General features: G+C 39.3%; 10 protein-coding genes. 9 read left to right on the top strand and 1 reads right to left on the bottom strand.

Going from position 1 to position 14919, the window contains the following annotated elements:
* The 6 genes from NQ163_RS06130 to NQ163_RS06105 are packed head-to-tail and all read left to right on the top strand — an operon-like array spanning window position 1 to window position 5349.
* On the top strand, window positions 1–1311 hold the full coding sequence (locus NQ163_RS06130; protein WP_268189389.1) for a V-type ATP synthase subunit B: 1311 nt from the start codon (window positions 1–3) through the stop codon (window positions 1309–1311).
* A gap of 19 nt (window positions 1312–1330) precedes the next feature.
* A complete protein-coding gene (locus NQ163_RS06125; RefSeq protein WP_268189388.1) occupies window positions 1331–1933 on the top strand; it encodes a hypothetical protein in 603 nt (200 codons plus the stop codon).
* 23 nt (window positions 1934–1956) lie between these two features.
* The gene (locus tag NQ163_RS06120) at window positions 1957–2442 is read left to right on the top strand and encodes a hypothetical protein (RefSeq protein ID WP_268189387.1); all 486 of its coding nucleotides are present in this window, start codon (window positions 1957–1959) and stop codon (window positions 2440–2442) included.
* Window positions 2442–3050 carry a V-type ATP synthase subunit D gene (locus tag NQ163_RS06115; RefSeq protein WP_268189386.1) on the top strand — a complete coding sequence of 203 codons (609 nt, stop codon included), beginning with the start codon at window positions 2442–2444 and terminating at the stop codon, window positions 3048–3050. The genes NQ163_RS06120 and NQ163_RS06115 overlap by 1 nt, the downstream gene beginning before the upstream one ends.
* An 8-nt stretch (window positions 3051–3058) precedes the next feature.
* Entirely contained in the window at window positions 3059–4891 is a 1833-nt protein-coding gene (locus tag NQ163_RS06110) for a V-type ATP synthase subunit I (protein WP_268189385.1), read from the top strand.
* Window positions 4892–4893: 2 nt separating this feature from the next.
* Window positions 4894–5349, top strand: coding sequence for a hypothetical protein (locus NQ163_RS06105; RefSeq protein ID WP_268189384.1), 456 nt, complete (start codon window positions 4894–4896; stop codon window positions 5347–5349).
* A gap of 552 nt (window positions 5350–5901) precedes the next feature.
* Here NQ163_RS06105 and NQ163_RS06100 read toward each other — a convergent pair.
* Complete coding sequence (locus NQ163_RS06100; protein ID WP_268189383.1) at window positions 5902–6564, bottom strand: hypothetical protein; 663 nt, start codon at window positions 6562–6564, stop codon at window positions 5902–5904.
* 418 nt (window positions 6565–6982) lie between these two features.
* Between NQ163_RS06100 and NQ163_RS06095 the strand changes: the two genes are divergently transcribed.
* From NQ163_RS06095 to NQ163_RS06085, 3 genes are all read left to right on the top strand, one after another.
* Window positions 6983–9625 (top strand): helix-turn-helix domain-containing protein, encoded by a 2643-nt coding sequence (locus NQ163_RS06095; protein ID WP_268189382.1) that lies wholly within the window; start codon window positions 6983–6985, stop codon window positions 9623–9625.
* Window positions 9626–10042: 417 nt separating this feature from the next.
* A complete protein-coding gene (locus NQ163_RS06090) occupies window positions 10043–13147 on the top strand; it encodes a SusC/RagA family TonB-linked outer membrane protein (protein ID WP_268189381.1) in 3105 nt (1034 codons plus the stop codon).
* 42 nt (window positions 13148–13189) lie between these two features.
* Complete coding sequence (locus tag NQ163_RS06085; RefSeq protein ID WP_268189380.1) at window positions 13190–14824, top strand: RagB/SusD family nutrient uptake outer membrane protein; 1635 nt, start codon at window positions 13190–13192, stop codon at window positions 14822–14824.
* The last annotated feature ends 95 nt before the right edge of the window (window positions 14825–14919 follow it).

Here is a 14919-nt window from a genome sequence, read left to right as displayed (position 1 = left end):
ATGATTCGAAAAGAGATAAACAAGATAAGCGAAGTAGGAAAAGCTTTAATATCTGTAGAAGGAAATCCAGGTGTAGCACTAAATCACGTGGTGGAGCTTCTCGAGGCAAATACCAACCAAAGCCTTTCCTTTGCAAAGGCCATAAATATTACCGAAGATTCAACACGTTTCCAGGTGTTTAACGGAACCCAGGGACTGAGTACCCAAACCAAAATACGCATGCATGAACTTCCTTTAAGTGCAGGATTTTCATACAATATGCTGGGACGAAGCTTCGATGGAGTGGGAAATGTAGCCGATAATGGTCCTGAAATTATTTTTGAGAAAGAGGTTTCTACCCGTCTGGATACCTTGAATCCAACTGTTCGCCTGGTGCCAAAACAGCCATTGTGGACTGGTATTCCTATGATTGATGTATTTAATACACTGGTGAAATCGCAGAAAATACCAATTTTTGCCAGCCCTACCGAGCCTTATAATCGCTTGCTGTCGCAGATTGCACAGGGAGCACAGGCAGATGTAATCATATTTGCAGGAATTGGTCTAAAATTCGATGAATACCAATACTTCAAGGAACAACTTGCAAATTCAGGAAATATAGATAAAACCATCATGTTTACCCATCTGGCAGGCGATTCCCAGATTAAAGGTTTGATGTTACCGGATGTGGCACTTGGGGTGGCACGCGAATTCGCCGACCAGGGGAAAGACGTACTTGTACTGCTTACCGATATGACCAACTGGTCGAACATTCTGCGAAATGTAGCCAATTACCAGGATCAAATTCCTTCGCTGCAAGGATATCCGGGCTCATTATATTCCGAATTGGCGAAGCGTTACGAGGTGGCTGCCGATATCGAAGGGGCCGGGTCGATTACCATTATTGGAGCAACAACCCTGGAGTCGCTGGAAGATCCTGTACCCGACAATACAGGTTACATCACCGAAGGACAGTTTTTCCTGGAAGGTGGAAAGCTGAAACTGGCACGTTCGCTATCGCGCCTAAAGCAACAGGTAAACGGTAAAACAAGAGAAGATCACCGACCAATAATGACGGCAATGGCTTCCTTGCTTGCAGATGCCGAAAAAGCCTATGAGGCAGCAGAAGTAGGAGCGGCCAATGATGCATTTTCTCAAAAGTTACTTCGTTATCGTGAGGATTTTATTAGCAATATGGAAGAACCTTTTGGCGACTCAATAGAATTGGAAGATGCATTGGACAAATGCTGGAACATTCTAAAAAAACACTTTGAGCCAACCGAAACAGGTTTGAGTAAGAAGTTAATTGAGGATTACTGGAATAAAAAATAAACAAAAAGGAGGCATTATAATGGATAATAAAGAAAATTTGGAAGGCATTGTTTCCAGGCTAAAAGAGAAAGGCATAAATGCCGGGGAAGAGGAAAAACAACGCATTATTGAGAATGCAAAAAAGCAGGCCGAATCTTTAATTGAAGAAGCTGAAACAGAGAGAAAGAAAATAATTGAGGAGGCACAGTTAAAAGCTTCTCAAACAGAGAAAAATGCCGAAGTTGCGATTGCACAAGCTTCACGCGATATGGTAGAAGCTACAAAAATTGCAATACTCCAAAATCTTAAAATTGCCTTTAAAAAGCAATCAGATAAATTGTTTACACAGGATCAATACCTGGAGGAATTATTAAAAGTTGTGGTGGACTCAATATCGGGAAAGAAGAGCATCGAACTTCCTTCTGATACAGCCAGTGCCATGGAATCCTTTTTACTGAAAGAAGGATTTGGAGAGCAGGTGGAGATCAAGCCATTTAAAGGGAATGAAGCCAAACTTGTAGTGAATTCTTCAGAGAGTAAAGGAATGCACTTTGTCTTGAGTTCGCAGGATGTGGAAGATGGATTGTTTTCACTTTTGAACAAGGATCTGGTGGAACGAATTACTAAAAATCAGGAGGTCTAGCGATGTCAAACCTGGTATATCTTATGAGTAGTTTGCCGTCCCTTAGCTTTGAGGAGATACCACCCATTTCGTTGAGTGAATTTAATCAGGATGCAAAAAATCAGTTGTCTGGCAAGCATTTTCAGATTCTGGAATCTGCAGATATTCAAATGGATATCAGTAATGCGACGAAGTCAGGCTCCGGGGCTGTAAATATCCTGTTAAATGAAGTATATCAGGATATTTCTGAATTGCGAAAGGCCAAACGGCATAACCGACAAGCGAAACTGGAACGTTTACCCATACCTGTTACCAATGGGAATCCATTGATGCGTGAAAAACAAATCATGCACTACCTGTGGGACGAACTGGACTCCATTGAATCGGGAAAGAGATTTAGCATGACAGAGCTAATGGTTTATAAACTGAAATTGCAGATTTTATGGCGCTTGAGTTCATTTAATACCGATGCGGGTGCTGCAGTACTTGATTCAGTTGTAAATCCATCAAAAAAGGAAGAGGTGCAATAATGGCAGGCTTAAAAATTAAATATACAAAAACCGAAAGGGCTCGTCAGAAGAAAATCCTAAAGGTTTCGGAAAGAATGTTGCCTTTGTTCGAAGCCATGGAGAAATCCTTAATGGCGAGTGTTAACAGCATTTCTGAGCGAATTGAGCAAATTCGTGAGCAAATCGAGCAGAATCGATTGGCTGCCCGCGATTGGGTAGCCGTAATGAGTGATTCCTGGGTTGATATCAGCAATTTCATTTCCATAAATAAGATCATAAGCAAACCGGTTGATGTGGCCGGTGTGCGTGTGCAGCAATTCGAATCTGTTGATTTTGAACTTATGCCAATTGGCGAGGAAACTCCACTGTGGGTAGACGATGCCATCATTTTAATGCAGAACCAATTGCAATTAATGGCAGAAATCAAATGTTTACAGGAGCAAATTGTCTTACTGGAGGAGGAACTACTGGATGTGCGTGCAAGGGTAAAGTTATTCGAGAATCGTAGGATACCTAATGCCAAAATAGCCATTCGAAAAATTGGACAAAAACTTCAGGATGATGAACGATTGACCATTGCTACCGCAAAAGTGGTGAAAACAAGCAAACAAAAAGAGCTAAGCCCATGATTACTAAAATGAAAAAACTGATACTACTGATGCCGGAATCTTCAGTAGATGTCGATAAGGATCTAACAGTTCTTGGGAAACTTGGAGTAATGCATGTTTCTCCTTTCCAGATGGCTAAAGATGAATCAATCAACCGGGTGGATGCAAGGATCAAGCAATTGGAAAAGGCCATTTCTATTCTGGACAGGTATGATGATGAGCCGTATGCAAAGTCTAATGCTGCCGACATCAGTGATTATTCCAATTTGGAAAGAGGTGAAATCCGTTTGATGGAGAAAGTCCTGAAAACCGAAGAAAAAAGAACTCAACTGAAGGATACAAAGCTCAGTATAAAGCATGATCTGGAATGGTATAAGGAGTGGGGAAATATTTTCATTGATGATATCGAAAAGCTGAATCGAAAAGGGATTTGGATAAAATTATACCAGCTTAATGACAAGGAGTTGAAGCAAATCGCAAAGCGTGAGGATGTACATGTAATTGGCAAAAGCAAACATATGAACCAATTGGCATTGATTTCGGAAAATGCCAGTGAAAGTCTTGATTTTAATGAGGTTTTAATGCCGAAATTAGAGTGTGAGCATGCCAAATCCTTATTGAGCTCTACCAATGCCCAATTGGATGAGTTGGAAATACTTCTGCATCAGCTTTATGCACAAAAAAGTGTACTTCAGGATGCCCTAGATGAAAGAAACAGGCGATTTGATGTGCGCAATATTCAGTATGGAGGAATTGCCATTGACAATCAGGTAAGATGCTGGAAAGGTTTTATTCCTGAAGATAAGATTGATGAATTTGTTCAGTTGGCTGACCAATACAATTGGGGATATGTGACTGAAGATCCAAGCGAGGAAGAAATGGACGAAGTGCCTACCCTGGTACGTACATCGAAATGGGCAAAGCGCATTCAACCGGTAATGGATTTTATGGGACTGGTTCCCGGATACAAAGAGCTGGACGTTTCCAGGGTATTCATGATATTCTTTACATTTTTTACCGGAATTCTGGTAGGTGATGCAGGCTATGGTCTAGTATTTTTACTGATTACTTTCCTGGTTCATCGCAAACAGAAATTCGTTAAGAAAATAGAGTTTAGTTTAATCTATACGCTATCTGTAGCCATCCTGTTTTGGGGAGTGCTTACAGGTACTTATTTCGGATCAGAAATGATTGCTGAATTGTCATTCTTAAAACTGTTAAGAGTAGATCAACTGGCAAGTTTTGGTGGCGACAGCCTATTTATCCAGAAACTAATGTTTCTAATTGGAGCGGTGCATCTCACAATGGGTCATTTACAAATTGCCTGGAAATATATAAACAGCGTAAAAGCAATTGCCCAGTTGGGGTGGGTGTCAATAATCTGGGGACTATACCTAATCGTAAATCAAATGGTGCTGGGAGTTGCTGCTCCTGAATTTATGATTTGGCTTTTTATTGGTGGTGCTTTACTGATTGCATTGTTCTCCAAACCAGGAAAAAATATTCTGAAAGGAATGCTTTCCTCACTGGCAGGTTTGCCTTTAAGCATTATCAACGGATTTTCCGATATCATTTCATACATCAGGTTGTATGCAGTTGGCTTGTCTACTGTATTAATGGCAACCAGCTTTAACCAAATGGCACTGGGAGACGGTGTTTCAACACTTGCATCAGGAATTGGTGCAGCTTTGGTCCTAATTCTTGGACATGGTTTAAATATGATACTTGCTGCTATGGCGGTGTTGGTGCATGGAGTTCGTCTGAATATGCTCGAATATGCAGGTCATGCATCTGTAGAGTTTTCGGGTAGCGAGTATGCCCCTTTTAAATTAAAAAATAATCAAACGTTAAAAAGTAAATAATGATGTTAGCAACAGTAGTAACAGGCTTTGGAGGACATGCCATTGCTTTAGGTATAGCAGGAGTAGGTTCTGCTATTGGAACAGGAATTGCCGCAATGGGTGCATTGGGATTGTGGAAACAGGCCATTAAAGAGAAGAAAAAATTACCCTCGCTGGCATTGGCTATGGTAGGAATGCCACTAAGTCAGGTAATTTATGGTATGATTTTTATGAATTCCATGATTGGAGCAAGTTTGAGTCCCGACAGTTATACGAATCAGATGATTTGGGCATTTTTTATTGGTATTGCCATTGCTGCTTCAGCAATTATGCAGGGTAAAGTAGGTGCTGCTGCCTGTGCCAACCTGGCTGTAGATGCCAAACAGGGATCAGGGATGTACATCGCAGCCATGGGAATTATTGAAACGGTTGCCCTTCTTGCTATGGTATTTGGTATGGGTGGAATTCCGGGAGCTTAGGAAGAGTATCGATTTTTCAAATATTTAATTAGACTGAAAAGCAGTTTCTTAGCAATAGGGAACTGCTTTTGCTTTTTGATATGGAAAGATAAAATACTGTTTGTGCTTAAATCTTAAATAGCTGTTTTATTAATTGCTTTTAACCCTAACTTGGGGTGAATCTATTGATATAGATACTTTATTTATTCCTCTCTATTAAATTCAGTTTTCAATACTAAAAGGCTAAAAAATCTCAAGTAGCTCCAAATCAAAGATGAACCTTAACGGGGCTATTTAATTTAGATCAAAGAATCCAAATGCTAATAGTAAAGTCAATTTCTACTGGTTCGACTGCTTCTATTTATTCTATAAAATGGCAAAAGAAGAGCAGGAGTAAGGTCATATAGGGTATAGATGCATGCCCTTGCCTTTGTACAATAAGAAAATTAATTATCAATGATATAAAAATTCCAAAATAAATATCGCATAGCCAGCGAACGATTAAAGGGGTGGGGTAATAGCAGCAATGCTGTCAAAGGTAAAACCTGACAGGTCTTTTTAGTTATATTGAAATCAAATGCCCAACCATTCCTCTATTTGCATCACCTCAACAGCTTTTTTATGCATTTGCTTAAAGTTCTCCAAATCCTCAAACCATTCTACGGTCCTGTTTCGCTTTAATTTTGTGAGTTTATTACTTATACAGGTTATGTAAGAACTCCAGCCGTATTCAATGGGGTGTTCACAAAATCCATGATGAATAGGATTATTATGGATATACAAAACCAATTGTTGGAAATATTTTTCGTTGTCAATCAATTTGCGTTTAAATGGCCTTTCGAATAGACTGCCGTGGCGTTTGTTTCGTTTGTTGATATATCTTGTATAGGAATTAAATAGGTGTGAAAAGTGTAAATGTGGTTTTGGAATCTTAACGCTGTCAGATCCTTTGGATGCTGACAGGTTTTTAGTTTCCCATTTAATTTGATCAAACCTGACAGCGTCATCAGACCTGTCAGCGTTGGAATATTTATAACATATATTGTCCTTAATTCTTACCAAGAAATGAAAATGGTTAGGCATCAACACCCATGCAAAAGTATCAGCTATAGGATGAATATATTTTTCATACAAATTCAAAAAGTGACTGAAATTGTCTTCCTCTATAAATAAATCACAGGAATTAATTCCACGATTATAGATGTGATAATATTTACCTGTTTCGAGAACTTCCATAACATATAGTTTACTTTTATAGGTAGTAAGATTACTAAAATAAATAAAAAAACTATTTCTAAATCCGCCAATGAGAATCATTAAAAAACCATTTCTATAATTATTTTCTTGTTCTTCGATGCATTCTTGCCACAAATCGATTCTTTGGTCAGTTTATACTCTTTTTTGGTCATATTGTGCAAGCGAAAAGCCTTTGTTTTTGCTTGTTTTACACAAGTATTATGATTGGGGTTGGTAGTCTCAATCTAATGCTTTGATCAGATATTACTAGTTGATTTTTGGTTTATATGCATTTGAAACTGGTAGTAAATGATTCAGATATTTTAAATTTAGATGCGTGGCAAGAGTGGTTATACAATGTGGGAGATTGGGAGCCACTCTTGTTTTTTCTATCTTTGAATTTTAGTAAATGATTGGGATGCAAAGAAGGATTGTAACTTGTTTTTTTATATTTCTCTTGAGTTGTACGCTTCAGCTTCAAGCGACAAATTATTTTCAAAAGTTAAGCAAATTTACCACCGAACACGGTATTGTTAACAACACCATTTATTCTATTTTTCAGGATTCCACAGGAGGAATGTGGTTTGGAACCTTAGAAGGTTTAAGTTCATACAATGGACTTGTATTTGCTTCCCATCCAATTACGGATTCCTTCATGGGATATCCCATTACTTTAATCGATCAGATCCATAAAGATCAACTCCTTTTGGGAACAAGTAATGGCAGTTATTTATTTTCTATCTCAAGTAAACAATACCAAAAGCTTGATGTTCCGGGAGACTTTTCGATGCTTACCGCTCTGTTTAAAATCCATAACAGAAGCTATATCAGTACAAAATCAGGAATTTATGAATGGGATGATCAGAACAGGATTGGCATGAAGCGATTTGATCATTCGGTTACTTGCAAGCAGATTACGCCTGAGGGAAACTTACTGTTGGGAACTGCTGGTAGCGGAGTTTGGCAGGCAGAATTGAGTTCAGACTCCTTGCTGGTACTAAACAGAAGCTATCCTGAACTGCAAGATGAATCAGTAAAGGCGATTTCATTCTTGAATGAGGAAGAACCTGTAATACTTACCGAAAATGCGCTATGGCTTATGCAGGAAGAAAAGCTGGTACCTGTAATAAAAGGCTCCTTTTCCTCAATGAACATCTCTCAACACAATGAAATACTATTGGGAACTTTTGGTGAATTCATTCAACAGGTATACAAAGAAGGAGAAAAGTATGCCTTAAAGGATTACATCAACAGGGACAATGAGATTTTCAATGACTTTTACGATGCTCAAATCAATGTGCTGTTTAAGGATCATTCCGGATCGGTATGGATCGGTACCAATAGAGCCGGACTGGATAGAATAGACAGAAAAACGATAACCTATAAAAAATACAAAAGTGATATTCAGGATGGAGAGCCAGAAGCAGGTTATGTCAATGCACTCTTTCAGAACGAGAAGGGGAGAGTTTGGGTTGGAACTTCAGGCAAAGGCTTGTACTATCTGGATAGGAAAAAGCAGTATTTAAGCTCAGTGCCAATTTTTCCCGGGAATTTGAATGACTTGTATGTGGAAGCCATCTTGCAGTACAAGGACAAGCTTTATGTGGGAACAAGGCATATGGGCATCATTACCACATTGGTAGCAGCAGGCGGTAATACACAGGTAGTTGCATCAGGACAATTGTTCTCCAAAGAAACGGGCCTGGCAAAAAATGACTACATCTATGCTTTGAAGCGCTTTAATGAGAATTTGTACATCTGCTCTTCTAAAGGGACCTTTGTTTATGGATTTGATGATGATAATTTTTCGAAATTAGATTCTGTACCTTCCATTAATTTTGCCCTCGATTCCTTGGGTAATCAGTGGATTCTATCCTATAGAATGGAGCTTTACTTCAATCAGCAGAAATTGGAGTTTGGGACTGAAGTTTCAGACTTTCACATTGCGAATAATGGTGAGGTATGGCTTGCTACAGGTAAAGGAGTGGCATTTCTGCCAAATGTGAATGCGAAGCCTGTATTTTACAATCCGGCAAAGAAGGTAATCGAGTTTACATCTCTGCGTAAGGACGAGGAGGGGAGTTTTTGGTTGGGATCCCGAATGGGGATTTATCGATTCGATCCGCAAACCAAACTTTTTGCCAGCTATCAAATTGTAGGAGGATCTAAAGCGAATAGTTTTAATCATGCTAAGCTATTGCAAGCTCTGGATGGTGAATTTTACTGGGGTAGCAATGATGGAGTGGTTTCAATTAATCCTAAGGCAAGCAGCTACCTTCCAAAGCCAATGTTTAAAGTAGAACAGGGAGCGAAAAAGGAAGCATCCATATTTAATGTATACAACTACTCCTATAATCATCAGGAAGAAAATGGACTCGCTTATCGGTTCTTTCATCCCGATTCAAGTTGGAATTATCTGCCGGGAGACAAGGCTGTATTGGATTTTTCCAATCTGGACAGAGGTTCATATCAATTGGATATTGCTGCAATCAATGCAGATGGAATCATGAATGACAATTTTAAATCATTCCATTTCCAGATCAAGCGTTCCCTGAATACTGTGCTAAGCTTGTGGGGAATTATTCTGATTGCATTGGCAGGTATTGCTTTTTGGTATTGGAAGACAAGAAAAGCAGACTTGGCTTCAGCAATTGAGGAAGAAGAACCAGTTGAGACACCGGAAGATAAAATCTACAGGGAATGGACTCAGGACGAGTTCATGCAAAAAGCCCTAATCCTAATTGAAGAGCATCTTTCCGATAATTCTTTTGGCGTGAATGAGCTGTACCTGGGAATACAAATGAGCAAATCGAACTTCTACCGCAAGTTGAAGAAATTTACCGATCTGTCACCCAATGAACTGATTCGTTTCGTTCGTTTGAGAAAATCCGCACAATTATTAATTGAGGCAAAACAAAGTGTCAATGAAATCGCCTACGAAGTAGGATTCAATTCGCCTTCTTACTTTACACGATGCTTTAAACAACAGTTTGGCATTGCTCCATCGGAATACAAGGAGCATTACAACATGCTTTCTTGTACACCCGAAAAAGTACATTAGTTTAAACACTCCCCTTTATCCCCTCTCAAGAGGGGAATTGAAAACCAAAGCATAATTCCCTTTGGTCTCCCGACTAGAGTTCGGATGACCAATAAAAAAAGACAACAAAGAAAGGCCGAAAACTTTCGTGGAGCCGACAAGGAGAAGCCTGTTTTGTTTCTGTTTCCTGATTTCTAAGTTAACCTTTCTTAAAATCCCGTGATTTTAAGGCGAATTGGTCATTCTGTACAGAATTTTGGTCAGCTTTTACAAGCTGTAATGCCCTGTTTTTAGTTGTTTTGGACAAGTCAATGTTTGACTTTGTTTGCTTGTTTGAATCATTCCTACAGAATGAAAATGACAAGTTAAATGAGCCAGGGATGCTCCCACCTTCCCTTGTGAAAAGCAATTATTAATTTTTAACCCAACTGAAAATTTATGAAAAAAATCACAGGAAGTTTGGCAAGGCAAAGCTCTTTGCTAAAAAAACGTTTTTTATGGATTACAGGCTTGTGTTGCAGTGTATCATTACTTACGGTCACTCCGGCATTTGCTTCATCCGGTTATGAAGAGGCAGTTATAACTGCAAAACAAAACCAGGAAAAACTGGTGGAAGGTAAGGTGGTAGATAAAAATGGTGAAGCCTTAATTGGTGTAAACATCATTATTAAGGGAACCACAACGGGAACAATTACTGATTTTGACGGGAACTACAAACTGAATGTATCGGATGATGCAGTGCTCGTATTCACTTTTATTGGCTATCTTAATCAGGAGCTTGCAGTGGCAAATCAAAGCACCATTAATGTTACGCTTGAAGAAGATGTAATGGGATTAGAAGAGGTAGTAGTGGTTGGATATGGAACTCAAAAGAAAGCCAATCTTACCGGTTCTGTTTCTGCCGTGAAAGGAGACGAAATGGTGAAGAAACCTATGACCGATGCCAGACAGGCACTTCAGGGAGTTTCAACTGGTGTTACGATTGTAGATCGTGGAGGAGCTCCCGGAGAGGAAGATCTAAAGATCAATATTCGTGGTATTGCTACGATTCCGGATCCAGATAATCCTTCTAAACTTGCACCATTGGTGTTGGTAGATGGGATTGAAATGCCATTAAGTGATGTGAATCCAAATGATATCGAAAGTGTATCCATACTGAAAGATGCTGCATCTTCATCCATTTATGGTGCAAAAGCTGCCAATGGTGTTATTCTTATCACCACAAAACGAGGCAAAGAAGGTGGATACAAGATAGATTACAATGGATACTATGGATGGCAAACCCCGGCAACCTTGCCTGAATTGGTTGGTGCTGAAGATTATCTGAACCTGGTGAACGAGGCGTTGGTAAATGCTGGTATGAACCCTAAATACTCGCAGGAATACATTCAGAAGACAGTGGAAGGAAACGACCCGATAAATTATCCATATGTGAATTTATTCGAGGAGCTGTTTGAAACTGCACCGGTTTTTAACCAATCTGTTCGAATTAGCGGTGGAAATGAGAAGTCGAAAATTGCATTGTCTCTAAACCACATGAAGCAAGACGGAATGCTGAAAAATGTGGAATCGGAGCGTTTTGGTTTTCGTTTGAATACAGACTTTCAGGTCAAAGATAACTTTAAAGTAAGAGCCGATGTTTCCTTTAACCGAAGAGACAATGAAAGACCAAACAGGATGAATAGTGCCATAGGTGCAATTGTAGGTACTTCACCAGTTACAATACTGAAACATCCTAATGGAGTTTATGGATTAAACAAGGACAATACCAACGCGTTGGCATGTTTGGAAGTAGGAGGAATGAATGAAGAAAACAAAGAGGCTCTTAACTTTAAAATTGGTGCTGATTTGGAAGTGTTGAGTGGATTAACCCTACGATCGGATCTTTCCTATAAAAGCATTAACAACAGGTATAAATATTATACTGCAGCCTATGATTTCAGGAATCCTGAAAATCCTGAAGAAATAGTTCACAGGTGGACACCAAGTAAACTGGTAGACGGACGTTGGAACCAGCAGGAAATCAATTTTAAAGCTTTGTTGGATTATAACAAAACATTCGGAGATCATTCATTTCATGTACTAACAGGTATTGATGTAACCGAGAATAAAGCTTACGTAATTAAAGGTGAAAGAACCAATATCTACAGCGATGATTACGTGGAGCTAAACACTGGTGATGCCGAAGGACAAACCAATAAGGGGTACCAGGAAGATTGGGCATTGCTTTCTTACCTGGGAAGAGTGAACTACTCCTATAAAGGCAAATATTTATTGGAAGGAAACATCCGTTACGATGGTTCATCTCGTTTTGCGAAAGGAAACAAATGGGGTGTTTTTCCATCTTTCTCAGCAGGATGGAGAATGTCCGAAGAAGATTTCATGACTTCATTAGACTTTGTAGATAACCTGAAGTTGAGAGGAAGCTGGGGACAGCTGGGAAATCAGAATATTGGTTACTATAAATTTACCTCTACAGTTTATGCCGATTTCCCATACAACTTTAATGATTCGGAAGTAAATGGATATGCTCAGTGGTACTATGCAAATACCGATATTACCTGGGAAACTACTGAAATGATTGATTTTGGCTTTGATCTGACCTTATTCAACAACAAACTGGAAGTGGTTGCCGACTGGTATCAGAAAGATACAAAGGATGTATTGCTGGTATTGCCTATTTCTTACCTGACAGGCTTGGGAGCATCGGAAACCAATGCCGGGAAAGTTCGCAATACAGGATGGGAGCTTTCTGTAACCCACCGAAATCATATTAATGACTTTAATTACTCAATAGGTTTCAATATCTCTGATGTAAAAAATGAGTTGGTAGATTTTGCCGGTAATGAACCTTCCATAAGCGGATGGACCATATTGAAAGAAGGGGAATCTGTGAATGCATTTTACGGATATGAATCAGATGGTTTGTTCCAGTCTCAGGAAGAGATTGATAATCATGCAAGCCAACCAAATCAATCGCAGCTAAAGCCAGGTGATATTAAACTGGTTGATCAGAATGGTGATGGTGAAATTAATGATGAAGACCGTAAGGTAATTGGTTCTTCCATTCCGCGTTACAGTGTTGGTTTTAACCTTTACATGGAATACAAAGGATTTGATTGCTCTGCTTTTATGCAAGGTGTAATGAAAGCTGAAAACTATTTCTATGGTGCTCCAAACGAAGGACCTGCGTATGAGATTTTCACAACCAAAAGAGTATTGGATCGATGGACTCCTGAAAATACTGATGCATCCTTCCCAAGATTAGAAGCTGCTTCGAACAAAAACAATTATTTATATAGTGATTTCTGGCTAAGAGATGCTTCTTACCTAAGACTGAAGAATCTTCAAATTGGTTATTCTCTTCCAAAATCTGTTTTGGAGAAATGGAATATCGATAAGATGAGGTTTTACATTGGAGGAACCAATCTGTTCACAATTACAGATGTGGAATCGGGATTGGATCCAGAAACCTATGACGGAAGACCAAATTATTATCCTCCGGTATCTACCTACACTATGGGAGTACAGCTTCGTTTCTAGATGTGGTTTATTGATTAGTTTAACTTGAAAAATATTATATAGATGAAAAATAATATAATTGGTTTGGCCTGTGCTTTACTATTTGTTTTAGCAGGCTGTAGCGAGGATTTTCTGGAGCGCTCACCTAGCGACCAGGTATCATCAACAAACTTCTTTACGCAAGAGAAAGATTTGGTATATGCAGTGAATGCGGTTTATGCATCAATTGGTTTTAACAGCTGGGAAACAACTTATGGATATTCAACAGATTTGTTGCGCATTGAAAACTTAACCGATAATGCTCTGGATCATCATTCATGGAATGCCGGATTTCGTTTGGCAGACGGAACGGCTTCTGCTTACGATTGGTATGTGGAACATCGTTGGAGAGAGCGATACAGAGGCATTCAAAGAGTAAACAGAATATTTGAAGGTGCTGAGGGTGTAAGCGATATAAATGCTGAGAAAAAGGCTCGTTTATTGGCAGAGGCAAAATTTCTAAGAGCCTATTTCTATTTTGATTTGGTTTACCTGTTTGGGGATGTACCATATATAACCAATAGTTTAACGCCTGATGAAGCTGCTGAAAGCACAAGAACAGCAAAGCAAACAATTCTTGATGCAATGATTGCTGACCTTACTGCAGCAGCAACCGATCTTCCAACCTCATATTCCAGTGATAATCTTGGACGAGTAACCAAAGGTGCTGCACTTTCACTAAAAGCCCGCATCTTGCTCTACCAGGAAAAGTGGGGAGAAGCAGCCCTTGCTGCCAAAGAGGTTATGGATTTGGCGGTTTATAACATCTATCCAAGCTATCAGGAAATGTTTACCTATAAAGGGATTAACAATTCAGAGGTGATTTTCGACCTGCAGGAAATGCACGAGAAACAATGGAATTTCACTTTGCAGAATTATGGTCCTAACTCTGTAGGAGGTTGGAGTAGTGGTTGTCCTTTGCAATCATTGGTTGATACTTACGAATGTACCGATGGTAACACAATTGATGTATCACCATTATTCGATCCAAACAAACCATATGCAAATCGTGATCCACGCTTGACTCACTCTATTCTTTACCCTGGTCATGACTGGCGTGGTGGTGTTTTTAATTCCATTCCCGGAGCAACTTATCCTGGGAAAAACATTATTGCAGGCGATGATTTGACCGATGGCACAGGAGGACAATGGAACAAAACAGCAACAGGTTACAACTGGCTGAAGTACATTTCCGAAGATGATATTGATAACGGAGATTATTGGAATGGAGCCATACACTTTATTTTGATTCGATATGCTGAAATATTATTAACTTATGCTGAAGCGAAAATAGAGAATGATGATATCGATCAGTCAGTTTATGATGCCATTAACGAAGTGCGTCAGCGCCCGGATGTAAATATGCCTTTGATTACCACAGGCAAATCCAAAGAACAACTGCGTACCATTGTGCGCCGTGAACGTAGAGTGGAGTTGGCTTTTGAAGGTCTGCGTCTTATGGATATTCGCAGATGGAAAATAGCTGAAAATGTAATGCCTGGAGTACCTGAAGGGCTTACATATATCGATCCAAACTCTGGAGCAGAGGTGACTCTGTCATGGGGGGAACGCACTTTTAACCCAAATAAACACTACCTGTGGCCTATTCCACAAACAGAAATAGATATTTCACATTTAGAACAAAACCCTGGATGGTAAAACCATTTATTCCCGGAGAATTTTCTCCGGGAATGTTTAACAAATACTTAGCTCTAAAATGATTGAATATAGAATTGGTTTCAATCACTTAAGGA

Source organism: Marinifilum sp. D737, from assembly GCF_026672275.1.
Lineage (GTDB): Bacteria > Bacteroidota > Bacteroidia > Bacteroidales > Marinifilaceae > Marinifilum.
The sequence above is the reverse complement of the archived record's forward strand: the minus strand, read 5'-3'. Positions and strand labels throughout refer to the sequence as shown.

Excerpts from the sequence above, each read along its gene's own strand:
- NQ163_RS06130 (WP_268189389.1), top strand. The coding sequence starts at position 1 with ATGATTCGAAAAGAGATAAACAAGATAAGCGAAGTAGGAAAAGCTTTA.
- NQ163_RS06125 (WP_268189388.1), top strand. The coding sequence starts at position 1,331 with ATGGATAATAAAGAAAATTTGGAAGGCATTGTTTCCAGGCTAAAAGAG.
- NQ163_RS06120 (WP_268189387.1), top strand. The coding sequence starts at position 1,957 with ATGAGTAGTTTGCCGTCCCTTAGCTTTGAGGAGATACCACCCATTTCG.
- NQ163_RS06115 (WP_268189386.1), top strand. The coding sequence starts at position 2,442 with ATGGCAGGCTTAAAAATTAAATATACAAAAACCGAAAGGGCTCGTCAG.
- NQ163_RS06110 (WP_268189385.1), top strand. The coding sequence starts at position 3,059 with ATGAAAAAACTGATACTACTGATGCCGGAATCTTCAGTAGATGTCGAT.
- NQ163_RS06105 (WP_268189384.1), top strand. The coding sequence starts at position 4,894 with ATGTTAGCAACAGTAGTAACAGGCTTTGGAGGACATGCCATTGCTTTA.
- NQ163_RS06100 (WP_268189383.1), bottom strand. The coding sequence starts at position 6,564 with ATGGAAGTTCTCGAAACAGGTAAATATTATCACATCTATAATCGTGGA.
- NQ163_RS06095 (WP_268189382.1), top strand. The coding sequence starts at position 6,983 with ATGCAAAGAAGGATTGTAACTTGTTTTTTTATATTTCTCTTGAGTTGT.
- NQ163_RS06090 (WP_268189381.1), top strand. The coding sequence starts at position 10,043 with ATGAAAAAAATCACAGGAAGTTTGGCAAGGCAAAGCTCTTTGCTAAAA.
- NQ163_RS06085 (WP_268189380.1), top strand. The coding sequence starts at position 13,190 with ATGAAAAATAATATAATTGGTTTGGCCTGTGCTTTACTATTTGTTTTA.